This is a genomic window from Telmatobacter sp. DSM 110680 (assembly GCF_039994875.1).
Taxonomy (GTDB): domain Bacteria; phylum Acidobacteriota; class Terriglobia; order Terriglobales; family Acidobacteriaceae; genus Telmatobacter.
In genome coordinates this window covers 4,870,297-4,895,068 of the sequence record NZ_CP121196.1, presented here as the reverse complement: position 1 = coordinate 4,895,068, position 24,772 = coordinate 4,870,297, and the positions used below count along the sequence as shown (strand labels likewise).

The 24,772-nt window shown below is 57.2% G+C and carries 19 protein-coding genes; 9 read left to right on the top strand and 10 right to left on the bottom strand.

Going from position 1 to position 24,772, the window contains the following annotated elements:
- Nucleotides 1-98: 98 nt before the first annotated feature.
- Nucleotides 99-1,157, bottom strand: coding sequence for a TonB family protein (locus P8935_RS20205; RefSeq protein WP_348262115.1), 1,059 nt, complete (start codon nt 1,155-1,157; stop codon nt 99-101).
- 681 nt (nt 1,158-1,838) lie between these two features.
- Between P8935_RS20205 and galE the strand changes: the two genes are divergently transcribed.
- The gene (gene galE / locus P8935_RS20200; protein ID WP_348262114.1) at nt 1,839-2,852 is read left to right on the top strand and encodes a UDP-glucose 4-epimerase GalE; all 1,014 of its coding nucleotides are present in this window, start codon (nt 1,839-1,841) and stop codon (nt 2,850-2,852) included.
- A 102-nt stretch (nt 2,853-2,954) separates the two neighbouring features.
- On the opposite strand, the gene P8935_RS20195 is transcribed toward galE, so the two are convergent.
- The gene (locus P8935_RS20195; RefSeq protein ID WP_348262113.1) at nt 2,955-3,566 is read right to left on the bottom strand and encodes a hypothetical protein; all 612 of its coding nucleotides are present in this window, start codon (nt 3,564-3,566) and stop codon (nt 2,955-2,957) included.
- Between the two features lie 189 nt (nt 3,567-3,755).
- On the opposite strand from P8935_RS20195, the gene P8935_RS20190 reads away from it, so the two are divergent.
- Nucleotides 3,756-5,690 (top strand): winged helix-turn-helix domain-containing protein, encoded by a 1,935-nt coding sequence (locus P8935_RS20190; RefSeq protein WP_348262112.1) that lies wholly within the window; start codon nt 3,756-3,758, stop codon nt 5,688-5,690.
- Nucleotides 5,691-5,729: 39 nt separating this feature from the next.
- On the opposite strand, the gene P8935_RS20185 is transcribed toward P8935_RS20190, so the two are convergent.
- Both P8935_RS20185 and P8935_RS20180 read right to left on the bottom strand, forming a co-directional pair.
- Nucleotides 5,730-6,026 carry a hypothetical protein gene (locus P8935_RS20185; RefSeq protein ID WP_348262111.1) on the bottom strand — a complete coding sequence of 99 codons (297 nt, stop codon included), beginning with the start codon at nt 6,024-6,026 and terminating at the stop codon, nt 5,730-5,732.
- A gap of 177 nt (nt 6,027-6,203) precedes the next feature.
- Complete coding sequence (locus P8935_RS20180) at nt 6,204-8,186, bottom strand: tetratricopeptide repeat protein (protein ID WP_348262110.1); 1,983 nt, start codon at nt 8,184-8,186, stop codon at nt 6,204-6,206.
- A gap of 154 nt (nt 8,187-8,340) precedes the next feature.
- Here P8935_RS20180 and P8935_RS20175 point away from each other — a divergent pair, with 154 nt between their 5' ends.
- Together P8935_RS20175 and P8935_RS20170 are read left to right on the top strand one after the other, a co-directional pair.
- The gene (locus P8935_RS20175) at nt 8,341-9,462 is read left to right on the top strand and encodes a ScyD/ScyE family protein (RefSeq protein WP_348262109.1); all 1,122 of its coding nucleotides are present in this window, start codon (nt 8,341-8,343) and stop codon (nt 9,460-9,462) included.
- A gap of 236 nt (nt 9,463-9,698) precedes the next feature.
- Nucleotides 9,699-11,186, top strand: coding sequence for an MFS transporter (locus P8935_RS20170; RefSeq protein ID WP_348262108.1), 1,488 nt, complete (start codon nt 9,699-9,701; stop codon nt 11,184-11,186).
- A 70-nt stretch (nt 11,187-11,256) separates the two neighbouring features.
- Here P8935_RS20170 and P8935_RS20165 read toward each other — a convergent pair whose 3' ends face one another.
- The gene (locus tag P8935_RS20165; RefSeq protein WP_348262107.1) at nt 11,257-12,486 is read right to left on the bottom strand and encodes a VWA domain-containing protein; all 1,230 of its coding nucleotides are present in this window, start codon (nt 12,484-12,486) and stop codon (nt 11,257-11,259) included.
- A gap of 226 nt (nt 12,487-12,712) precedes the next feature.
- On the opposite strand from P8935_RS20165, the gene acs reads away from it, so the two are divergent.
- From acs to P8935_RS20140, 5 genes are all read left to right on the top strand, one after another.
- Nucleotides 12,713-14,725 carry an acetate--CoA ligase gene (gene acs / locus P8935_RS20160; RefSeq protein WP_348262106.1) on the top strand — a complete coding sequence of 671 codons (2,013 nt, stop codon included), beginning with the start codon at nt 12,713-12,715 and terminating at the stop codon, nt 14,723-14,725.
- A gap of 82 nt (nt 14,726-14,807) precedes the next feature.
- Nucleotides 14,808-15,968: an acyltransferase gene (locus tag P8935_RS20155; RefSeq protein WP_348262105.1), complete on the top strand. Its 1,161-nt coding sequence runs from the start codon at nt 14,808-14,810 to the stop codon at nt 15,966-15,968.
- A 54-nt stretch (nt 15,969-16,022) separates the two neighbouring features.
- A complete protein-coding gene (locus P8935_RS20150; protein ID WP_348262104.1) occupies nt 16,023-16,640 on the top strand; it encodes a pyridoxamine 5'-phosphate oxidase family protein in 618 nt (205 codons plus the stop codon).
- A 147-nt stretch (nt 16,641-16,787) separates the two neighbouring features.
- Nucleotides 16,788-17,774: a cation diffusion facilitator family transporter gene (locus tag P8935_RS20145; protein WP_348262103.1), complete on the top strand. Its 987-nt coding sequence runs from the start codon at nt 16,788-16,790 to the stop codon at nt 17,772-17,774.
- 84 nt (nt 17,775-17,858) lie between these two features.
- On the top strand, nt 17,859-18,386 hold the full coding sequence (locus tag P8935_RS20140) for a dihydrofolate reductase family protein (protein WP_348262102.1): 528 nt from the start codon (nt 17,859-17,861) through the stop codon (nt 18,384-18,386).
- Between the two features lie 63 nt (nt 18,387-18,449).
- On the opposite strand, the gene P8935_RS20135 is transcribed toward P8935_RS20140, so the two are convergent.
- From P8935_RS20135 to P8935_RS20115, 5 genes are all read right to left on the bottom strand, one after another.
- On the bottom strand, nt 18,450-19,046 hold the full coding sequence (locus P8935_RS20135; RefSeq protein WP_348262101.1) for a hypothetical protein: 597 nt from the start codon (nt 19,044-19,046) through the stop codon (nt 18,450-18,452).
- A 170-nt stretch (nt 19,047-19,216) separates the two neighbouring features.
- On the bottom strand, nt 19,217-20,830 hold the full coding sequence (locus tag P8935_RS20130; protein ID WP_348262100.1) for a carboxypeptidase-like regulatory domain-containing protein: 1,614 nt from the start codon (nt 20,828-20,830) through the stop codon (nt 19,217-19,219).
- Nucleotides 20,831-20,856: 26 nt separating this feature from the next.
- Nucleotides 20,857-22,656, bottom strand: coding sequence for a carboxypeptidase regulatory-like domain-containing protein (locus P8935_RS20125; RefSeq protein ID WP_348262099.1), 1,800 nt, complete (start codon nt 22,654-22,656; stop codon nt 20,857-20,859).
- 58 nt (nt 22,657-22,714) lie between these two features.
- Nucleotides 22,715-22,915, bottom strand: a complete 201-nt coding sequence (locus P8935_RS20120; protein WP_348262098.1) for a hypothetical protein — start codon at nt 22,913-22,915, stop codon at nt 22,715-22,717.
- Nucleotides 22,897-24,483 carry an APC family permease gene (locus P8935_RS20115; protein ID WP_348262097.1) on the bottom strand — a complete coding sequence of 529 codons (1,587 nt, stop codon included), beginning with the start codon at nt 24,481-24,483 and terminating at the stop codon, nt 22,897-22,899. The genes P8935_RS20120 and P8935_RS20115 overlap by 19 nt, the downstream gene beginning before the upstream one ends.
- Nucleotides 24,484-24,772 lie beyond the last annotated feature (289 nt).

Below are 24,772 nucleotides of genomic sequence, written 5' to 3'. Positions count from 1 at the left end.
ATCTCCTAGGATGAATCACTTCTTACTGGACTTGAGACAGTGTCTGACTTCCCGGCAACTTATCGCGCACTGTCGCGATCAATGGTGCAAATTGGACGCTATGCCAATTGAAACGTGATGGTGATGTTGGTGGTTAAATCAACCGCCTGACCGTTACGGGTGGCGGGGCGGAAACGAATTTGAGCGGCTACGCGCTGGGCTTCTTCATCGAGGCCATGGCCTAGTCCGTGCACCACACCCTTGACGAGAACCTGTCCGTTGGCGGTAAAGGTGACACGGAGAATAACGTCTCCCTGTACTCGCAACTGACGGGCTTCAGGGGTATATTGTACCGCTGGCTTGGAGATCAGCTGAAGGCTGGTTGGCGCAACTTCACGCGGGGTCTGCGCAATTGCTGGCACAGCCGCCATCTGCGTCTGTATTCCCGCAGATGCTACCTTGCCGCCGGTCGCATATCCCGTAGTTGCGGTTCCCGTTCCACCGGGAATGCCCGCCTGGGCAACTTTGCCAACCGCGCCAGCGTTAGAACCAGACTTGAGTCCGTTGCCGATGCCAGCTGATCCCACAACTCCGTGAGGAGCAACTGCAGGGCCTTGCATGCCGCCGTAGGGATTGCCAATGGCGGCTACGGTAGCTGGACGGCTGGCGTTTGGATTCGGCGTGACGCCGAAGGTTTCGCCGAGATGCACGGGCGCTGTGGAGGCTTTGACGGTGTTGGTTTGCGCGGGCATAGCGGCAGTCAGAGCCGCTTTGGGCTGGGGAGCCAGAATAATGGAAGGCTTGGCCGCTTTGATCTGCGGCGTGTTGAGCTTGGCTTCCATCTCGATTGGCTTCAGAGCCGGTTTCGGCTCCGGCTTGGGCATGTTGATCTTGGGCTGCTCCATGGGCATTTCAAGCTTCGGCTTGGGTGGCTCTGGAAGCTTGGGTGGAGGTGGTGTCTTGAACTTTGGCGGAGGCGGCGGAGTGGTCGGGAAGATGAGCTCGGTCTGCTCGAACTTGTGCTGCTGTAATACGTGCTTTGCCGTCATCCCTATATAAATCGCCAGGCTGAGGAGAATCACGTTCACGGTCACGCTGGTGACGAAAGGCGCGGACCGCCCCTCCGGCTCGGGAAGCAAGCCGAAACTCGTACGTCCTGGATATCCACTCATCTGCATCTTCTAACCTCGGGTTTGGCCATGGAGGCGGCGTTTTGGGTCTGAAGAGAAATCAGAAAAAACACCGTAGAGGAGGGATGCGCAAAAATGACTCAACGTTGCCATTTTGCCCCTGCCTTTTCCGGGTAAATGTCAATGATTTCCAGTCGCCGCAAGCCTTTCTCGCTTTTAACGGCAACTGTCTGATTCCAAAAAGCAAAATAATGCTCGTTGTAGGGTGCCTGAAGGCGGGGGATCATGGTGCCTTTCAGCTCCGCTTGATTTGTTTGACGCTGCCCCACAGAATTCGGAATAGGAGGGACGCGAAAGTCTTTCTCTATGCTATCGGAGTAAGATGCGAAAAAGCCACTCGGCGCATTTTTTGCTCTCAGAGTGCGACACTCTGCGATATATCCGACATGCTGAGTTCGACCCGAATGCATCCGTCCTCTCCCTTTGTACCGATAAACCCATAGACATCACGTCGCAGAACCTCGTTTTGGGAAGAAAGGGAAAAAGAAGACTGCTTGCAGCAGACTTTACCCTTCCTCAAACCCGGAAATGAGTGCGGCGATGCCGCATTTTACGTAGTTTGGGTAGCCGCCTTTACGACGGTCTTTGAGTTGAGTGATGCCCCACTCCAGCCTGCCTGCTGTAATAGACTCACGGTAACCCAATCCGCTCTGGAAGGACAGTATTTTTGTGAGAACTTTGGTTACCGGAGGTGCCGGATATGTAGGCGGCACCGTGGCTTCGCTTCTCGCGGCGCAGGGGCATGAGCCCACAGTGTTTGACAACCTTTGCCATGCCCGGCGGGAGATGGTTCCAGAGGGCGTTGAATTCGTCGAGGGCGACCTCGCTGACCGTCGTGCTGTGGAAAATATTTTCAAGTCGGCGAAAGCGGATAGAAAGCCCTTCGACAACGTCCTGCATTTCGCAGCGCTTATCGAAGCCGGCGAGTCAATGAAACAGCCGGAGACCTACTTTCGCAATAACACCGCTTCGACGCTGGCACTGCTGGAGGCGGTGATTGCGGAAGGTCCGCGCAAACTGGTGTTTTCGTCGACGGCGGCGGTATATGGGGAGCCGGAATCCGTACCAATCAAAGAAGATGCGCGCCTAAAGCCGACCAATGTTTACGGCGAGTCGAAGCTGATGGTGGAAACCATGCTGAATTGGTTCCACGCGATTCATGGGTTGCGATCTGTTTCGCTTCGCTACTTCAACGTGGCGGGGGCACCGGAGGGGAGGGGGGGGATCACCCGTGGGGAGGACCACGAGCCGGAATCGCACCTGATTCCGCTAATCCTCGATGTGGCGCTGGGCCGGCGACAGTCAATCCGAATCTACGGGGATGATTACCCCACTCCTGACGGAACCTGTATTCGCGATTACATCCATGTGTCGGATCTAGCGGATGCGCACCTGCTGGCGGTGAAGGCGCTCGATACCGACGCGGCGGCGAAGAATCGTCTGATCTTCAATCTCGGGAACGGACAGGGATTCAGCGTACGCGAAGTGATTGAGTCGGCCCGGAGGGTTACCGGCCATGCGATTCCCGCAGAGTTGCATCCGCGAAGAGCGGGAGACCCGGCGATACTGGTAGCGAGTTCCGACAGAGCGATTCGCGAACTTGGGTGGAAGCCGCGCTACACGCAACTCGACGACATTGTGCGTACGGCTTGGGTCTGGCATCAGAAGCGTTACAACGCCTGAGAAGCACTGGTGAGATTATGACGGACGTCCGTGCAAACGCAGATCTCGCCTCGGAGCAGTCAGCGCCGTGCGAGACCCGCGATTGCGATTGAGGATTCGACCCTACTCCACCTTTTGAAATCCGGTATCCATCGTAACCCTGGTTCCGATGACTTTGCCCTGGATGTGAGCGAGCAGGTTGCCCGATTCGTCCCACTGATCAATGGTGAATTTACCCGATGTAGCCATCCCTTTTTCATCGAGCGTGAGCCATTGCTGAATCCGGGCCGGCCCGACAAGGTTTTGGCCCGAGATGGGGTCATAGGAGATTCCAAAATGGTTCATCCGATAAGTCCGCGGGCCGGTCTTTATCCATTCACCGAGACAAACGTCGCCGCTTAAAGGAACACGCAGGCCAGAAACGTTGATCTCTGTGCCGTCACTGTGCCACTGGGCGTAGCCAGCGTCGATTTCAGTACCGTCTGGAATTCCATCACTGCCTTCGGAGATCCAGTGCTCTTTCCATGTTCCGACTATCGTGGGTTCAGACTTGGCGGCATCATCGTCGTCGAATGCCGCCCGCAATAGCTTCGGCGAACCGAACTGATTTTGCGAGCTGGCATTGAATGACGCGGGACGATACTGGCCGCAGCCAGCGTGTGCGTAAGGAACGACCATAGCGGCAAGAGCCAAGGCACCTGCCATCGGCACGATTCTCATTGTTAGCGATTTCATCACTTCCTCCAATGCCGGGGAATTTGCCGGCGTGGAACTGATACAACGCAAATTCGAGGACAGGAACAATAGAGGAAGGTGAATTTCGAGGTGAAGAAAGGTGAGGATGTAAGTAACTCAATACAGAGGGGAACTATCGGTGATTGTTTTACCCGATGCTATACTTCATCCACCCTTGGGAGGGAATCGTTGCCCTTTGCCGTCTATCGATTCGGCGAATTCAGCCTTGATTGCGGCAAATTTGAGCTTTGTCGCAAAGAGCGCAGGCTCAAGCTTGAGCGGAAGCCTCTCGAACTCCTTGTCCTCTTAGTCACCAAGCATGGGCAGGTTGTGACCCGCGAGGAGATATCCGCCCGCCTGTGGGAGCAGGAAGTTTTCGTCGATATCGAACACGGAATCAACACCGCAATTCGCAAAATTAGGCAGGCCTTGGGGGACAGCCCGGACCTCCCGCAGTATGTACAAACGATCTCCGGCTCCGGTTACCGGTTCGTCGCACCGGTTACGGCGGTTGAGCCTGAGGTGCCGATCGAGGATTTTCCTAGTTCGCAGGGGGTCGCACCTTCGCAGCCGATCGCTTCTGTGCCGGAGATTGTCACGGCGCCGGAAGAGTATGTGGCGCGCGAGGGCTCTGCAGGCCCCGACCGATTGTTAGCGAAACCACAGCACAGACTTTGGATAGTCGTCGCCATCACTGTTGCCGTAGTTATGACTATCTCTGTACTCAACCTCGGGCCCCGTCCCCTGGCTGCACGCTTTCTTCATCGAGACAGTCACAGCGCCATCGGCTCGATTGCGGTGCTGCCTCTGCAAAATCTGTCCGGCGACCCCGGCCAAGAGTATTTCGCCGACGGCATGACCGACGAACTCATCACCGAGCTTGCACGAATACCCAACCTTCGGGTCGTTTCGCGAACGTCGGTCATGGCCAACAAAGGCTCCGGGCGCTCACTTCCCGACATCGCCCGCCAGCTCGATGTTGACGCGATTGTCGAAGGTTCAATTGTCCGCTCTGGGGATCGGATCCGCATCACCGCTCAGCTCATCGATGCGCGCACTGACCGGCACCTTTGGGCGCAGTCCTTCGAGGGGTCCGCCTCCGATGTCCTCTCCCTCCAGGACAGCGTCGCACAGCAGATCGCCGCGCAGGCCAGCGTCGTGCTCGCTCCCCCTTCGCCGCGCGCACCAGTCAACGCCGCGGCGCACGACGCCTATCTGCGAGGCCGCTACTTTCTCAATAAGCAGGATTTCGCTCGCAGCCTCGAGTCGTTCAAGGATGCGATTGATCTGGATCCCAACTACGCGTCCGCCCACGCCGGCTATGCCTCCGCTCTCGATGCCGTTACGACCTACGGCATTGGTACGCCCCGGGAGTTGATGCCGAAAGCCATAGCCGAGGCTCAGCGCGCCATCCAACTCGACCCGCAGAATGGCGAAGCTTATACCGAACTCGGCAGCGTCCAAACCATCTACTTATATGACTGGACGGCAGCGGAGAAGAATCTTACCCGCGGCATCTCCCTCAATCCGAGCGACTCCATCGCAGAGTTCAAGTACGCCATTTACCTCGATGCCGTTGGCCGCCCGCAGGATGCTGTCACTCACATGCGCCGAGCGCTTCAACTCGATCCGCTATCGTTTCTCGTCAACCGGCGGCTAGGCGTTGCCCTCTACTATGACCGGCAGTACGACGCCGCAGTTGCTCAGCTACAGCGGGCATCCGAGATGGAGCGATCGCCCGAATCCATCGACCACTACCTGAGTCTTATCTATGAGCAGAAAGGTGACCACGATGAGGCGGTGCAACATAACGTTGAAGCGCTGCGCGAGAATGAGTCAAAGGTCGATATTGCTGCACTGCTCAAGGTCTACCGCCAGCAAGGATGGCGGCCTTTCTGGCGCGCGCGCACCCGTGCCCTTCCGCAATCGACCAATAGCTGCAACGCGTATGAGATCGGCCTCGATGATCTTCGGGTCAACGAACTGGACCACGCCTTCGCATCGTTTCAACGTGCCAGTGAGATCCACTGTTTCAGCATGCCGTTCATCCGCGTTGACCCGCTCTTCGATTCCGTGCGCCAGGATCCCCGCTACGCTGCTCTGCTGGCTCGCATGAATCAGTAGAGAAAAGGCACGAAGACCCGGCCGAATAAGAGGCAGTTGCTATCCGTTGTCGTTGTCGGCGATGTAGAGCATGCCCAGATCGCGCAAGGTTTGACCGCCGCTGCGGCCCAGAACTTCCGCGACATTCTCGGCAGTTCCCCTGTTTGAAGCAAAGAACCGGAAGGTCACGACCTCTTTGCCAAAGAGGCAAGTCAGGTCAACGCGAGTGCCCACAATCCGGTCGACTTTTCTGAAGGTCACGGATTCCGGGGTTTTGACAAAGGATTCCTTGCGGGTATCAAACGCACCGGCGCCTCCTTGAGGCGGCCAACCAGACAGATTCGACAATTGTTGCATTCGGTCACTCCTACAAGCTTGATGTTACGCGCATTAGCAACAGTTAGCGCCAACGGAACGTGTAGTGAGGGTAGTCGGAAGTTGTAGGGCGTATACCCCGGCCTCCATTCACGGAGCGAGGCTTGTCCAAATTCTGGACTCCCCGTGCAATGGGCTACCCGCACCGAGTCAGATTTTCTACAGTGCGATCGAATCCGTCGGGAGAGGTCTAGCTGATGATCGGATTGCGCCCAGCGCCTGCGTTGGTGCAGGCGATCCGCCTTTTGCGTCGGTCATGCGATTCCAAAGCGCCTTAAAGCGGGCATCGCTCCGTGATGTGGACCACTTTGGATCGGTTGCGATCGAAATGAGGAACGGCGAGTGCGCGTCGTAGGCTCGATCGAGCCAGGAGTAGGTGTTTTCACGATCATTCAGGCCAAGGTAGATTACTGCGATCAGATACGGATCCACATACGCATGTTGTGATTCTTCCTTCAACTGCCTCAGCGTCTCCATTGCGGCATGGCGATTTCCTGAGGCCGCTTCGGTGAATCCTATTTCGGCGGTGATGATGGGTGGTTCGAAGCCGTTCAGCTTTTTGAACTGTTGAAGCTCATCGAGCGCATCCTTATAGCGTCCTTGGCGTGCCAGCGAACGGGCCATCCCCCAGTAGCCGAGCACGGAATGTGGATCGAGGCTTAGAGCCTGCTTGTAATAGCGAATGGAATCGTCATAATGGCCGGCGTAGTAATTTACGCAACCTAATTCAGCAATCAGCATTCCTGAATGAGGATCGAACTCCAGCATGCTCTCCAGATCTTCTTGCGCGTGGCGGTAACGTCCGTTGATGGAAAGCAGATGAGCGGTGCAGCCGAGTTGCCAGATCGCATGGTCTCTGGTGTCGGCTGCTTCCAATTCGGTTTGTGCCGATGGCAGGTTCCAATCGTAGAGCAGATCGATAAGACCCAGAATTCCGTGGGCCTGGTGCATCGACGGATCAAGAGAAAGGGCGCGTTCGGCATATTTGCGCGCGAGCGGCATGTGGTCGAGCGGCGCCTCGTAGAAGATTCCCATCGCCAGATGGCCTTCCGCCATCGACGAATACGCAAACGCGAAGGAGGGGTCGAGCCGCACGGCTTCTTCAAAATCGCGAATGGCTTCGCGCAGGTTTTCCGGGTTGTCACGCACTCGTGCAACCGCCACGCCACGCAAAAAACTCTGAAATGCCGCGGGGCTCGAAGTGAGCGGTTTCTGCGCTCCCGCTGCCCGAGCGGTATCGAGGGGAATTCCCAGACCCATTACGGCATCCTGAACGATCTCAGCCTGTATGGGTCGCAGGTCCGCTTCATCCGGAATGTACTGGCTGCTGCGCAAGACGGCGCCATTTCTCGCGTCGCTCAACTCCGCGTTCAACACCAGCCGCCCATCGGCGTTGCGCTCGAGCGATCCCGTCAGCAGGTACCCGACGCCAAGTTCGCTGGCGGCGTTTTGTTTGTTTACACGGTCTGCCGCGGCGCGCGAAATGACCCTCAGTTGTGGGATTAGGGAAAACTGGCGTATCAAGGTTTCCGTGATGCCTTCGGTGAGATAGCTGTTAGTGGCGGCTCCGGTTTGGTTTGAAAAGGGAAGCACCGCCAGCACTTTCTGGCCGTTTCCGGCGGCGTTAGTGGGAAGCACTCGGCGCTTCCACAATCCGATGCCGCCGACGGCACCGACCAGAATGATCGCTGTGAGCCCCAGCGGAAGGAACTTGTGCCAGCGCGGCTTCTGTTGTACGTGCGCTTCTTCTTCGTCCGCTGACGAAGTTACCTGCGGAACAACATCATCGTTATCGATGCCTCTTCCTGTAAAGGTTGCGCGATAGCCTCCCTTGGGAACGTCGATGATTATCGGATCGTTGCGGCCTTCATCGGCATAGTACTCGCGGAGCCGCGAACGCAGCCTGCCTGCTTCTACACGAACCGTCGCATTGATCGATGGATCATAGGAAACATTCCGCCCGAAAACATCTACTGCAATCGCGAATTCCTTGAGAAATTCATCCTGATGTTTCAGCGAACATTCGACGATGTAGCGCAGGAATCGCTGGCTCCGATGCGCATTGGCGAACGGAGTGGATTCGAGTATGCGTTCTAGTTCGGCCTGGATATCTTGCGCCGATGTCGTCACCGTCGACTTCATTGCGTCCTCGGAAGTGCAAGAAATTGACGTTCGATACGTGCAAAAAAGGCTGTAAGTTACATGCCGGAACTTACCATATTTCTGTTTTTCGGGCTAGAGTTTCGTTCCTGAGCAGATCATCAGAACGGCTGCCATTTCAGACGAGGTCATCAAAATGAGAATCCCCAAACTGCTTCTACTGGCGGCAGCAACGCTGGCCGCCAGCCTATTCCCCAATTCACTCAACGCGCAAGCTTCTTCCAATGTCCATGTGTGGGTTACCGGACTCAATGGCCCGCGCGGTCTTCATTTCGGACCTGACGGAAAACTCTACGTTGCCGAGGCCGGGACCGGTGGCACCAATTCGACGAAGGGCACGTGCACGCAGGTGATCCCCCCTATTGGGCCGTACAAAGGGGGCAGTACGGGCCGCATCTCGAGTATCAACTCCGCCGGCACGCGAACAACCGTAGCATCCGGGCTACCCTCATCGATCGATGCCGTGGGCGACTACATGGGCGTTGCCGACCTGGGTTTCATGGATGGGAACCTTTATGCCTTGGTGGCGGGCGGCGGATGCTCTCATGGCGACTCTTGGCCTAGCGGACTTTACAGCGTCAACACCAAGACCGGGGCCTGGAAACTTGTTGCCAACCTTGGCCAGTTCATCAAGACGCACATGGTCAAGTATCCCAATGCAGGCGATTTCGAGCCGGACGGATCGTTCTACAGCATGACCCAGTTCAACAACCGGTTGTATGCAGTTGAACCGAATCACGGCCAGATCATCTCCATCGGCACGGATGGTTCGATGTCGAGCGTGATGGACGTCTCCGCGTCACAAGGCCACATCGTCCCCACCGCCATTACCGCTCACGATGGGCAGCTCTATCTTGGCAACCTTAATCAGTTCCCGATCGAACCCAACTACGCGCGCATCCTGACCCTCGGATATGCAGAGTGCAACCAGGTAGCTGCTCCCGGACTTGACGACACAGGCGCACAACATAGCCTGCATGTCCTCTCGTCGAAAGCCGGATTTACCACGGTGGTGGGCACCGCCTTTGGTCCTGACGGGCTCCTTTACGTGCTTGAGCTATCCGCTGCCGCTGGCTATCCCACGCCCGGCGCCGGCAAGGTTGTTCGCGTAAAAGCGGACGGGAGCATTGAAGATGTCGCTACTGGTCTTGTCGTTCCGACGGCGATGACCTTTGGCCCGGACGAAAAACTCTACGTGTCCAACTTCGGCGCCGCGCCTCCGGGACTTGGTCAGATCGTCCGCATCGATATCCCGTAGCAACCGTCAGACGCTGATTCACTTTTGCCTCGGTTCTCAGCAAGGCGCCGCTTTCATGCGGCGCCTTGCCTTGTTACTTCGTGACTGCCCGCCAGTTGTTGCCGAACACAATTGCTCGAATTCACTTGACTTCCTGGCTTTGCGGCCAGCACAGTGAGCCAAAGGCATTCCCCTTCGAGACGCACTTCTGGGACTAGGCACCTTCTTCTCCACGCGATTCTTGAGGTTACGCACGTATGGCATCGCAGAGTGTCTCGCAGCCGCAGGCGGCGCAATCGAAGTCGATTGCCAACATCATCGTTGGTGCATCGACCGGGACGCTGATCGAGTGGTACGACTTTTACATATTTGGCTCGCTCACTTCGGTCCTGGCGGTTAAGTTTTACCCTCCCGGGAACGATACTTTTGCGTTGATCGCCTACCTCGCGACGTTTGCCATGGGGTTCCTGGTTCGTCCGTTTGGCGCTCTATTCTTCGGTTGCGTCGGCGATCTGGTTGGTCGGCGGATCGCGTTCATTGCCACCCTTGGCATTATGGGGACAGCAACTGCGTCTATCGGTCTTCTCCCGACCTATCAGACGGCCGGATGGTTTTCGCCCATCGTGCTGATTGTCATTCGCCTTATGCAGGGCCTGGCAATCGGCGGAGAGTATGGGGGAGCCGCCGTCTATGTTGCTGAACATGTGCCTGACAACCGGCGCGGTTTCTACACCAGCTTTCTGCAGATGACTGCGGGGCTAGGACTGGTGCTTTCGCTCGGCGTCATTCTTACCACTGAGCAGTTCATGAGTGCCGCAAGCTTTCAGCAGTGGGGATGGCGTTTGCCGTTTCTGATTTCAATAGCGCTCGTGGGCATCTCACTCTACATTCGTTTCCGCATGAAAGAGTCGCCGATCTTCTCGCACATGAAGGCATCGGGGACCGGATGTAAAACGCCGATCAGGGACGCCTTCGGAAAATGGGTGAATCTCAAACAGGTGCTTATCTCACTGTTCGGCGCGGCTGCAGGACAGTCTGTTGTCTCTTACACGGGAATGTTTTTCGCGCTCTTCTACCTGCAGAACATCGTGCGCGTAAATGCCCACACCTCGAATGTCATTGTCGCCATCGCCATCATCGCCGCCCAACCGCTCTATCCCATGGTTGGAGCGCTTTCTGACCGCATCGGTCGCAAGAAGATCATGATGGCCGGAATGCTGTTGTTTGTTGTCTGTGTATTCCCTGTGTACAAAGCGATGCAGCAGGCTGCGGGCAACAACGTCGTGACGGTGAGCTCAACCAAGGACAGAGTGACCGGCGACATTCGCCTCACGCCATTGATGCTCGATCCCTCCAGCGGCAAACTCGTTCCAGCATCCGAGGCGCGCCATCCCAATCAGGCGGCGCTTATCTTTCTCATCTGGCTGCAGACGGTGTTTTCGATCCTGACGTATGCTCCCATTGCCGCGTATCTTGTAGAAGCTTTCCCGGCAAGAGTCCGCTACACTTCTGTCTCTTTGCCCTATCACATTGGCAATGGAGTCTTCGGTGGTTTGCTGCCGATGATCGGCGTGAGCCTGTGCGCCTCCACCGGCAACATCTACGCCGGCCTAGTCTACCCAGCCGTTCTTGCCGCACTCTGCTTCATGGTCGGCATGGTCTTCCTCAAGGAAAGCCACGGAACCCAGATATGGAAAGAAGTGGGCTTCACGGCTCTTCCCGCGGAGGTAGCAACGGGGGATTGAGGTCTTCGCCGGCCATCCGATGCTGAGTGACGGTGCTGGATTTCACTGATGGTTTTTGAATGCTCGCCCCTCAACGCTGACCAAAAACAGGGTCAGTTGCAACGCCGGTTCCATTTGCCCAATAGCCACTGCGCGCGGTGACCACGAGGTTAGCGTAATTGAGCACGCGCAGCGCGATGACATGCAAACCGGGGTTGGGCGACTGCGGATGAAACGTGAGGATGTATCGATTGGGCAGGTGATTGCTGATGGTCTCGAGACTTCGCTCGAGGCTTTTGGCGTCAGTGAGCTTGAAGTATTCGCCGCCGGTGAGGTGCGCGATCGTCTCAGGCACATTGCGGCGCAGGCCATTGCTGGCCGCGATTGCCGCCATCTTTGCGAGGCCAAGCGGAGGAGCGAGTTGGACGAGGCAGTCGTAGGCCTGAGCGAGTTTACTGTGGGTTAGATCGGGATCCGGGTCTGTCTCTTTTCCCATGCAGCCATGGGGCGGATTCGGATAGGCGTTCGAGAGCGAGCCATCGGCCTGGATCGGTAGTTCCCGGTAGGCGTAATGGACGGCCTCGGACTTGGGGGTGGAATAAGCGATGCTGTAGATCGCGGTGTTGGTGTCGCTGATGGCACGGACAGCATCTTCGATTTTAATGTTGCTGCCGCGATCGAGAGTCTCGCTGATGAGCAGGATGGCGCGGCGATAGCCTGGCGGCTGATCCCTCAGCAAATCAACCGCAGAGCCAAGGCCGTCGAGGATGGCCGCTCCGTTGTCCGCAGTGGTGAGATCGTGAACAGAACCGGGCGCCTCGCAATTCTCCATGTGATGCTGGCGCGAACAGCCTGGGGTGAGATTGCCGATGGCCTGTGCAGCGACGTCGACACGCGGCGTGAAGTGCTGCACCAGGTGCGGTTCGCTGTCGAAGGCAACCACGGCTATCTTATGAGGAACGCTGCCGACTACCGTGTCGAGGAGTTTTGGCAAGGGGCCGAGCTGTTCGAATTCGCGTGCCCCGGCACCCCCGGTTTCAACTACAACTACCAACGCAAGCGGCTCGCCCCCGCTGTCCTGTTCCATCATCAGTTTCTGAGGGACGCCATCATCGGTGAGCACGAAATCCTCTGCCTTGAGGGTGAATACGAGCTTGCCAGTTTTATCCCTCACCAGCACAGGCACTACGACCAGTGAGGTTTGCGTGCTCAGATTCGGCGTTGCGGCGTTGGTTCGCGTATCCGGTGCTTGGGCAAGCGTGGGCAGACCATAAGTTCCAAGGGCGATCGCAACCAAAATCCGAAACAGGGCGCGCTCCATCGCTCAATCCTCGATGTAAGTTTAGACATTCAAACGTCCCTTCGGTTTGTGGCGACAATCATTGAACTTACGCCTAACGGGACATAGGCTTATCTCGGTTCGCGCGCGAAGCTTGCCGTCTCTGCCCCTGCCTCGATAAAGTGACACCCACATGCAATTTTCACGGGCGCGGCCACGCTCCGCCCGCAATTCATCTTTGTGTTCTTCCCCTGAAGGGACTTATTCAATGTCTTCGACGCACGTTCCTGCTGATCCGGCTTCGGTTTCATCCCTCTCTAACCAGGATCTCGAATCGACTCTTCGCGAAAACCGTGTCTTTCCTCCGCCGGAGGAGTTTTCAAAACGCGCTCACATCAAAAGCCTTGAGCAGTACGAAGCGATGTACAAGCAGTCGATCGAGGATCCGGAAGCGTTCTGGGCTGGCGTTGCGAAGGATCTCCACTGGTTCAAACCATGGGATAAGGTGCTCGAGTGGAATCTGCCGTCGGCGAAATGGTTTGTGGGCGGCAAGATGAACATGAGCTACAACTGCCTTGACCGCCATGTGCAGAGCGGGCGTGCCAACAAGACGGCGATTATCTGGGAGGGCGAACCGGGGGAAGTGCGGCGCTATACCTACGACGAATTGCTAGCGGAAGTGCAGCGCTTTGCCAACGGCCTGAAGGCCCTCGGCATCAAGAAGGGCGACCGCGTTGCCGTGTACATGGGCATGACCCCGGAGCTGGCCATCGCGGTGCTGGCCTGCGCGCGCATTGGCGCCATTCATTCGGTAATTTTTGGTGGCTTCGCTGCAAATGCCATCGCCGATCGTGTCAACGATTCGAAATGCGTTGCCATCATTACGCAGGACACCAGCTATCGCCGCGGCACCGAGATCAAGCTCAAGCGCACCGTGGATGAAGCGATGCCCGCATGCCACACGGTCGATCACGTGATTGTTTACAAACGCACCGGTTCGCCCGTGGACATGGTGGAAGGGCGCGATCGCTGGTGGCATGAACTGATTGCCGACGCGCCTACCGATTGCCCCGCTGAACCTCTGGACTCTGAGGATTCGTTGTACATCCTCTACACCTCCGGGACGACAGGAAAACCGAAGGGGCTGGTCCACACCAACGGCGGTTATGCGGTGCAGACCTACATCACGTCGAAGTATGTTTTCGATCTGCAAGAGGATGACGTCTATTGGTGCTCGGCGGATATCGGCTGGGTTACAGGACACTCGTATGTTGTCTACGGCCCGCTGCAAAACGGTGCAACGGTGCTTATGTACGAGGGGGCTCCGAACTGGCCGAATTTTTCGCGCTTCTGGAAGATCATCGACGACCATCGCGTCACTGTCTTTTACACCGCGCCCACGGCCATCCGCGCATTCATGAAATGGGGCGACGAGCATGTGGAGAAATTCAAGCTAGATTCCCTGCGGCTTCTGGGCACGGTTGGCGAGCCGATCAATCCCGAGGCGTGGATGTGGTATCGCGAGAAGATTGGCCGCAACCGCTGTCCGATTGTCGACACCTGGTGGCAGACGGAGACGGGCTCCATCATGATCGCGCCACTTCCCGGAGCTATTCCCACCAAACCCGGTTCGGCGACGCGGCCATTCTTCGGCATCCAGCCGGAAGTGATTACGAAACCAGATGCGGAAGGGAAATTTCATGCGGTCCCCGCCGGCTCGGGCGGATTGCTGATCATTCGCAAACCGTGGCCCTCGATGGCACGCACCGTCTACGGTGATCCGGAGCGGTATCAAAGGACCTACTGGTCCGATGTGCCGGGTTGCTACTTTACCGGCGACGGCGCGCGGCAGGATGCGGATGGATATTTCTGGTTGATGGGCCGCGTCGACGACGTGATCAACGTCAGCGGACACCGGCTGGGAACGATGGAAGTGGAGTCTGCGCTGGTGGCGCATCCCAAAGTCGCCGAGGCTGCGGTGGTGGGGCGTCCAGACGCGTTAAAGGGCCAGGCCATCTCCGCATTTGTTTCGCTCGAGAGTGGAAACGAGCCCAGCGAAGCGTTGAAGGACGAACTGCGCAAGTGGGTTTCGAAAGAGATTGGATCGCTGGCGCGGCCTGACGACATCCGCTTCACCGAAGCGCTGCCCAAAACGCGAAGCGGCAAGATCATGCGTCGCTTGCTGCGCGAGCTGGCAACGCACGGTGAGATTAAGGGCGATACGACAACACTGGAAGACTTTACTGTGATTGCGAAACTGCGCGAGGCCGAAGAAGGATAAGCTGCCAGATTGAATATTGGCTTATCCCCCTTCACGCTGACTCACACAGGACGCTATCCACTTGCTCGATTCTGGGGGCCGAATGCTGGAGACGGAAATTGCCGTTGAACCTCCTGGCCCCGGTCAGCCGAGCGGTTCCGTAAAGCCAAGAGTGCATCTGCGTTACGTGGATGGTTTCCGCGGCTTCGCTGCGCTCTACGTGGTGCTGAACCACGCGTTTCTCCAGACCTGGCCGGGAAACCTCTATGGCGCAGCATTCGCGCCGCAAGGTACGGTCGCCTTCATGACTCATTGGCTCGACTTTGGCACGTCTGCAGTCACCTTTTTCATCGCTATTTCAGGCTTCTGTTTGATGCTGCCTGTGCTCGGTAATCAGGGTACGCTCGGACCGGGCGGCGCACGCGGGTTTTTCTATCACAGGGCGCGTCGAATCCTACCTCCGTACTATGCGGCTCTTCTGCTCTCGATCGGGCTCGTTGCCACGCTCATCGGCAGCTACACACACAGTGTCTACGACGCGTCCTTGCCGATGACGAAGTTCGGAATTTTCTCCCACTTCGTCCTCATTCACAACCTGCAGCAGACAACGATAGACCAGATCAGTGCGCCTTTGTGGTCGATCGCGGTTGAGTCTCAAATTTATCTTCTGTTTCCGCTCTTCGTTGCGATTCGCCTGCGACTTGGAATGGAGGCTGTGCTGGGCGGGAGCTTTTTACTCAGCATGGTGCTTCTGTCCATGGTGTCCGGCACTACCCATAAAGGGCTGATGCCGGTTTACATTTTCGTATTCGCAATGGGAATGTATGCGGCAGAGGTCGCAGTCGGCCCACGGAGGATTCTATTTGTCTGGATGGGATGCGCGGCCGGATTATTGATGCTCGGCATGTTTTTTGTTGTACCTGCGTTGCAGCGCTTTGCGTTGTCTGATGTCGTTGTCGGCGTGGTGAGCATGTGTCTGCTGATCACGTGCGGTCATTGGCCAAACAACCCGCTCGCCAGAGTGGCCTCCTCAAAGCCAATCGTGCGCATCGGAAAATTTTCATACAGCCTGTATCTCGTGCATTTTCCGGTGCAGCAGGTTTTGTGGAAGTACGTCGTGTTTCCGATGAAGCTGGGGCAGGTAACGACATTCGGAATCATGGCGACAGCAGGCACTGGATTGATCATCATCTTCGCCTACGGGTTCTATCTTCTTTTCGAGCGTCCCTTTACGACTGTCTTCATCGAGCGGCGTGCTTCCTGAACCCAACGGCAACATCAGCTCATCCTATTCACATCTGCATGATCAGGAGAAGACATGGGTCGACGGTTCGCGGAGCTTGCGTTTACGCCGTTAGTGAAGGAGCAGCAGAGGCTGCACGGGAGCCGGCACCTTTACGAGCGGGTTGAAAACTCCAATGATTTCGGAGATCGCCTTGGGCCGGATGAGGAGGAGTTCATCCGCGAACGCGATGGCTTCTACATGGCTTCAGTTACAGAAACGGGTTGGCCATACATCCAATATCGCGGCGGACAAGCGGGATTCATTCACGTGATTGACGAGCGGACACTCGGCTTCGCAGATCTGCGCGGCAACCGCCAATACATCACCACCGCGAACCTCAAGTACGACGGCCGGGTGGCTCTGTTCTTCATGGACTATCCCACCCAAAGCCGACTCAAGGTGCTGGGCCGCGCGACAAGTCACGAAGGCGACGCCAAAGCCGAAACGCTGATCGCATCATTGCGGGTGCCTGATGAGAAGACTCCTCCCGAACGCGCCGTATTAATTCAAGTTGAAGCGTTCGACTGGAATTGCCAGCAGCACATTACGCCCCGTTACAGCCAGGCGGAACTCGCCAGGATTCTCGATCCAATGCGTCGGCGTCTGGAGGCTTTGGAAGAGGAAAACGCGCTCCTAAAAGCCAAAAAATAGAATGGCTTCGGGCAGAAAATCCCCCGCACAAGACCTGCTCTGTTTTTTCTGAATCGTACGAACGACCGATAGATCGTTCAAATCTTGCACGATTGCAGAATCCCGTCGCTGCTGTACGAATCTCTGGGAGCGTAGACTGGGTTCAACGTGCTGCGAATTGCAAGCGGGGAATTCGGCATGACGGCTTCGCCGGAAAAAGCTCAATTGGGAAAGATCGAACAGCAGAATCGCGATGCTCGTTTTGCGATGCGTCTTTCTCTGTTCATCGGCGTGTTCATGCTCATCGGCAAAGTGAGCGCGTACCTGTATACGGGGTCATCGGCCATCTTTTCAGATGCTGCCGAATCAGTCGTGCATGTGGTTGCTGTTGCGTTTGCCGTTTTCAGCCTGTGGCTGAGCACCCGACCTGCCGTTCCGCATTTTCACTACGGATACGAGCGAATCACTTTTTTCTCCGCCGGCTTTGAAGGCGCAATGATCGTGCTGGCGGCCGGAAGCATCATCGTGACGACGACTCAAAGATGGAGGCGTGGTCTAACGATCGACAACCTCGGATACGGGTTGGCGCTTATCCTGGCTGCCGGCGTATTGAATGCTTTCCTGGGGTTTTATTTGGTGCGGATGGGAAAGCGGGATCACTCGCTGATTCTGGAGGCCGACGGAAAGCATGTGCTGACCGACAGTTGGACTAGCTTTGGCGTCGTAGCAGGCCTCGGGCTGGTAATGATCACGGGATGGAAACCATTTGATCCTCTAGTCGCCTTTGCGGTAGCGGCAAACATCTTGTGGTCCGGCGGTCAGTTAATGTGGCACTCGATGAGGGGCTTACTCGATTATTCAGATCCCAGAATCGGTCACCAGATTCGCAATCGGCTCGATGTCCTCTGCGAAGAGTTGGGATTGCAATACCACGGGGTCCGTTTCCGCACCACCGGCCATCGACAGATCATCGAGGTCCACTTATTGTTTCCATACACGATGGGGGTGGGGGAAGCACACCGGCAAGCGACAATGCTCGAAGAGCGGCTGGCTGTTGATTTGGAAGTGCCTGCCGAGGTCACCACGCATTTGGAATCTCTTGAGGATCACGCGGAAGTGCATCATGTGGAGCACTACACCGGGCGACCTGACTAGGGCCGCTTTGCACGCTCCGGGCAGCATACGCAACAGATTGCGCATGCGAAAGAAACCGGTGAAGAAGTATCCTTGTAGACACCCATGCGCCAGCTTGTCTACAGCGTAGCTACGAGCCTTGACGGATTCATTGCCGGTCCGAAAGACGAATACGATTGGATTATCCAGGATCCGACGATCGACTTCAGCGAAGTCTTTCGACAATTCGACACAATCGTGATGGGACGCCGTTGCTATGAGTTCATGCTGCGAGAAGGGCGCTCGCCAAAAGAATTTGGTATGAAGGCTTACGTGGCTTCGACAACGCTTGACGCCGCTCAGCACCCGGACGTCACCATCATCTCCAGCGACCTGTCCAAAGCGGTGGTTGAATTAAAAAAGAAATCAGGCAAGGATATCTGGCTGTTTGGAGGCGGAAGCACTTTTCGTGGGCTGCTAGATGCCGGCGTCGTAGATCGCGTGGAACTGTCCGTGATCCCGGTTCTTCTCGGTGGAGGCATACCGTTGGTCCCAGAGGGGAGACGCTGGCCGCTTCGCCTGAAGGATTCGCGTACATTCCCCAGCGGCATCGTGTCCCTCACGTACTACGTTGCAACTGAACCACAACTTTGACGCAATGCAAAAGGCGGAAGCTGGAAGCCTCCGCCCTCGTATCTTCTCGATTCGACTTTCAAATCAAAAGTGGTATGCGAGCCCAATGCCTGCGCGGGCATTGAAGCGGGTATGCGGCGAGTAGCCCGGCTGATAGGGAACCAGCGTAAATGACGATCCGATGTCATCGCCGAAGGCTCGTATCGACCAGCGCGCATTCTTGTTGTAATCCACGCCCATGCCGATTCCGCCGGCAAACGAAACATTAGGTTGAATGGTGACATTGCCAGTGTGCGCTCCACCGAGCAGTCCCTCAGCGTAGGCGCTCCACTTCTCAAAAAGATTTCCGCGGATCACAGGACCGGCCAGGAAGAGATCCACAGTGGGATTACCGGCATTGGTCGCGGTAACACTCCATGCGTAGTGTCCGCCGTCCACCTTGAGCCCGAAGTGGTCACCGAATCTCCGCGTGACAGAGCCGCTAACACCCTGCAACCCGCTGCGTGACTGGTTCACTTGGTTCAAGCTCGTGTATCCATAACCGACATAGACCTCATATTTGTAAACGGGGCCGGTAAGATCTTTGGGCGGGCGCTCTGGTGCGACCTGTCCTGTAGCAAAGGCCGGAGCGACAATGACCGATGCCACGGCCGTGATCAAAAATAGCAACTTACTCTTCAAAGCAGATTCTCCTCAAACACCATAGTGGGTCGCATCAGCCATCACTGGCCTCTTCCCAAGCAGTTGCCATTGACAGGATCTTGCCTGTCGAGGAGGCAGCATGCGGGTGCGGTCACACAAATTCGGTACCCTCATAGACTACCTTCTTGCCCCTGATTCCACGAAACGCCTCAGCGCATCTGAACCGCCAGGGGCGAGGTCAGACGAATCAATCTATTTGATTTCTCTGTCACTGAGACGTTGGCCCCGCCGGGAAGGTAGCGGGCCATGGCTTGGGGATTGGTCCAGTCGAGCTGCCAGCCGTCTTCAATGGCAATTGCCGTGTACTCTCCGGGAGCCACATCCTGCAAGGCGAAGCTTCCGTCGGAGTCGGACTGATCGCGGCGGGTAAGCGCCTTCCATAGTGCCGGATTCTTCGGCAGCAGCACGATCATCGCTCCTGAGAATCCCTTGTCGTTTTTCTTTGCGAAGCCCTCCAGTCGCGTCACAGCCTCGCTGAGGAAGACGGTGAGTTGCGGCGCACGCTCCCTGATCATCACCATATTTCCGACCGTGGCTGCATTTCCGACTCCCACCGCAACAACCGGCACGGCCTTGTCACCTGAGGTAGCCATCACGGTCCATTCACCAGGCGGCACCGGGTCGAACTTAAAGCGTCCCCGACGCGCCTGGGCTGCGAAGAGAGCCTGCCCGTTGCCGCCATCCATGCGTTCGAGCGAGATGGTTATCTCGTCGGGCACGGGCGCGCTGGATGCCATCCGCACAATTCCGGAAATTGAATTCGCTGCGATGCCCACGTTCGCATCCACCTGCTGGCTCGACGCAAGATCGAGGTCGGCAATGCGCGGCGGGTCGCCTTGCGTTAACTCGTAGTGACCCGGAGCGATGCCGCTCATCTCCACAGACCCGGTTTGCAGCGCATCGATAAATCCGGCGCTCTCCGATGCGATCGCATTGCCGAAGATCGTCTGCTGCAACTCTGGCCTTGCCAGCGATCCGTCGGGCTTGCGGGGGACGGCGATGGTGAGATGAAGCGCCGGTAGTGCATGCAGACTTATGTTCGCTTCTACGCTGCTCCCGCCCGCTAGTACCAGAGGAGTCGCCGAGCGCTCCTCGGTCGTGGAATCGAAATAAGTAATGGGATAAGCCACGTCGAGCGCTGCATTACGCTTCGCTGGAACGCCCTCGTGCACGGCGTACCAGGGCTCCGCCGCTACCGCCAGCAGATACTCCCCGGCAGCCAGATCGCCTATCTCATAGGCACCCGTGTCGTCGGTGATCGACGCATTCACCTGCGTGGTACGTTCACCTGCTGCGGGAGATTTCGGCCGCTGGAACAGCATGACTCGTGCGCCGGCAACGGGCTCTCCATCATCGCTGCTCACGACGCCGCGCAGCACCGAGCCAGGGATGAGCTTGAACTCGAGATGCGTAGTGTCTTGATCTGGACCGGTGACGATGGCGGAGCTGAATCCATCATGCTCGTCGTAGGAAGCGGTGCGAAATCCGCGCTTGGAGGCAGTGAGTTGATACTTCATCGCAGCCAGATGGTCCAGAACGAAACGGCCTTCATTGTCAGTGATGCACGAGGCGACGGTGCGGCTGTCGTCTTCTTTCAGTGCTTCCACGGTTGCTCGCCGAATCGGATCGCCCGTAGCAGCATTGGTCAGTACGCCCGCGATGGTGTACTGGCCGGACGTCAGGTATGCGGCCCGTGAGGACGGTTGCGGATTCTGAGCCGTGGCGAGCGCGCAGATGAAAATAGCCGCAAGTTCAAATGCCATTCTGCGCGGTTTCGATCGAAGGATTCTCATCGCTGGGGCACCTCGACCGCGAGGTCAGCCTCGGCGCCGGGTGCGAGTGCGATGGCTTGTCCTGGAAGTGCGGCGAGGACCGCGGGATTGCGATACTCAAGTGCCACGGGGCGGCTGAACGTGTACACGTGGTAGTTGCCCGGAGTGAGCCCGGTAAGTGTGATGCGGCCACCGGTGGACGGCCGCAGCGTCTGCGGAATTACATCTTCGGTCGAATCAAAATCGGGGACAGCGTAGACGATGTAGTAGGGCTCCTCGCCTGCGGAGAGACCCACGGAATCTGGAAGAGAAAGAGTCAGTCGCGCGCAATCGTCGCGCAACGTTAACACCAGCGGAGAAGTCGAGCCTGATGCACCCAAGACCAGTGGCTCGTGTGCGAGGCTTGCGCCGCCGGCGGTGAATGAGGCTTCACATAATCCGCGAGGAGCGATGCTGGTGTGTACCCAGTACGATCCGGGCGCTGGATGCTGCCCGCGCAACGGTCCGGTGCTGGCACCCTCAGCGTAGCTATTGACGATGCCGTCGCCGAGACCTCCACCTGCCTGGCTCACCGTGACAAAGATGCGCGGATCACCAGATGATTGCGATCCATTCGCACCATGCTCCACTGTCACCTCTATAGGGTTGCTGCCCTGCTGAGATAGCGGTATCCGAAGGTTCGAAACCGGATGACCTGCGACTGCAAAACTAACTTCGCCGATCGCAGACTGGGAATCAAAAATAGCTCCCAGGGCTCGATCTGATTCACTTTCGGTTGTCCTCATCAAATGAGGAGGGTTTGTCGTCTGCGTAACAACAAAGCTGTATGTACCGTCTGGCAATGACGCCTGCACGGTATGTGTCGCCGCGTCGTATTGGGCCGTATAAGACAGTGGATGAGCTTGAGCATCCGTGACCTGAACGCCCACATTCTCACCGGCTCCTGAAATTGCCCTCGGCATCGTAACGGTTGCAGTGACGGATTGAAACGGCTCTAGCGTGAGGGAAATGTTAGCCTGCGCCTGCTCGCCACCGGATACGCGGATTCTTGCGGCGCTTGCGAAGTCACGTGCATCGGGATAGAAGACGCTGGCATAGCCGTCGCGTGCGACATTTTTTCCGCTGCCAGTCTCGACAAGGTTGTTTGCTGCTTCGCTGTCCATTGCGGGCTCGGTGTACACGGCATAAAAGCCGTCGGCGAGGCCGCCGAACCGATAGACGCCATCGCTGTTGGTCTTGGCATTGGCTTCGTTCTGCCACACGGCACGCCCATCCTGCACCGTCCGGCGTAACAACGAGACGGTGATGCCCTGGGCAACGTCGCCAGTAGAAAGCTGAATCTGGCCGCGAATCGAATTGACAGGCACCATGCCAAACGTCACATCGCCCATTTGCGCGACGACAATGATGTTGTGTCCATACTCGTGCGAATTGCCAGCGTCGCCGGCCTCTGCTTGGTCGATGAATCCCGGCTTGATAACAGTGAACTCCTGGGGACCTTCCGGCACGTCGTTGATTTCGAAACGTCCCTGCCCGTCCGTGAGCACTCCGGTGGATGCATCGCCGTTGATCCGTACCAGCGCGCGGGGAAGCGGCTCGCCGGAGGCGCCATTTCGAACCAGTCCATGCACTACCGCGAGTTGATTTGGCTTGGTCGGCTCATTGGGTCGGGGCTGGATTTGCTGAAGATCATCCTGAGCTGCGATGGCGCCTGTACTCAGAGCGCCAAGCACACAGCCGAAGAGCACACAGGCAGCCAGCCGCGCATGAGGTCGGCTAAGTCGGTCTGCGCGTTCAAATGGGATCGTGAGAACCACTCCCCATTCTGACGGTTTTACGCGGGGAAGGGAATCGAGATATCCGAAACATGCGGGATCATCCCCGATCGAGATACCAGGGAATGTTGATCACGATGATGCGCCGGGTGCCGCGGATCAGCAGGATGGCCTTGAGCAGATCCGCACGGCGATTGTGCAGAAGGTTTTCCCACCAGTGGTGTACGACCAGTTCCGGCACCAGCACGCAGATCTTGCGCGTATCGGATTCTTTTTCGGCTTTCAGAATGTAATCCACCATGGGCTGCAGCACATAGCGATAAGGCGACTGCAGGATTTCGATCCTGGGAACGCATTTGCCGGCAGCCCGCAAAGGGTCGGCGATAAACCTGTCAAAGTCCTTGCAGATTTCGTCTGGCACGTCGGTGGTTTGCACGTGCAGGCAGCGAATGTCATTTGACATCGAGAGCGCGAATGACAACGCCTTCTCTGTAATGCGGCTCCACCGATCGATGGGACCACCACGACAGGCTCCTGCAACTGTGCAGGCTGGATGGGTCGGTCGAGATTGACCTCAATATCGACACGGACATAGTGCCGCTTGACCATGTGCATGAACAGGATCATGACGAAAACCAGGAGTGCGGTAATCCATGCGCCTTCCACGAACTTCGCCACCAGCACCACCATTGCGGTGATCCCGGTTGCGAATGCGCCCAGCCCGTTGGCAAACATGCGCCACGGGTGGCCGCCTTCGCGTTTCCAGTGCATCACCATCCCGGCTTGCGAGAGCGTGAAAGCGAGAAAAGCGCCGATGGCATACAGCGGGATGAGACGATCGGTGACGCCGCGAAAGACAATCAGCAGAGTTGCCGTGAGCGCAACAAGGACGTAGATACCCCATGAGTAGAGCAAGCGGCGTCCGCGCAGCATGAAGACGTGCGGCATGTAGTCGTCAAGCGCGATGGCGCGTGTGAGGCGCGGAAAATCCGCGAACGCAGTGTTTGCTGACAATGCCAGCACCAGCAGTACGGAGCCGATGGTTACGTAGTAGAAACCTCCATGACCCATCACGGCGCGCGTGAGCATGGAGAGCACGCTCTCGTAGCCGGGTCCATTGGGGTTGGTCGCGCCGATGCCGTACGCGCGGCAGAGCAAAGCAATGCCGATCAGCAATACCATGAGCAGAGCGATGATGATGGTGAGCGTAATCTTTGCGTTCTTGCGAGTATCGTCGCGGAACGCCATCACGCCGTTGCTGACTGCTTCCACACCGGTCATGGCTGTACAGCCGGACGAGAACACCTTTAGCAGCAGCCACGCGCCTACCATAGCGGTAGCCTGCGGCGGCACCGGCAACGGCGTTACTGAGTGAGGATGTCCTCCGCTGGTGACGGCGTGAAAGAGCCCTACACCGATGACGATAAGCAGCGTAATGGTGAACAAATAAGTGGGAATCATGAACACCACGCCGGTATCATGCACTCCGCGCATGTTCACGATGGTGAGGATGAGCAGGACGCCAAGACACAATTGCAGCGTGTGCGGTTGCAGGCTGGGCACGGCGGAAATCAACGCGCCGACGCCGGCGGAGATGCCAACTGCCGCAGTCAGGATGTAGTCGATCATCAAGGCGGCTGCGGCCAGCAGACCCACGCTTTCCCCGAGATTCTGCGAGGCTACGGTGTACGAGCCGCCGCCCTTCGGATAAGCGTCAATGGTCTGGCGATAGCTGATGTAGACGATCGCCAGCAGCACCACGATCGCTGCGCTCACCGGCACGATGTACTTCACGCCGAGCAGGCCAAGCGGCAGCAGTAGCGTCAGCGCAGCCTCTGGTCCGTACGCGGCCGAACTCAGAGCGTCCAAGCCAAAGATTGGAATACCGGCGATGGGGCCGATATGTTCGGCGCGCTCTTCGCTGGTGGCAAGAGGACGACCTTAGCAGCAGGGTGATTAGTTTTTTTGAAACGTTCATGGAGAGTTGGGCGCGGCTATCGAATTCAGATGCGGGGAGATACCTTCGAGCGCATTGTCTCACGGGCGCAGTGAACAATGCATGAAGCAGTAATCTCCCCGATCGATAACAGCAGCGTGACCGCCGTTATCGCAGCATGACGTTGTTTTCGAGTAGTTCTTCCATCACACTAACGTCTGA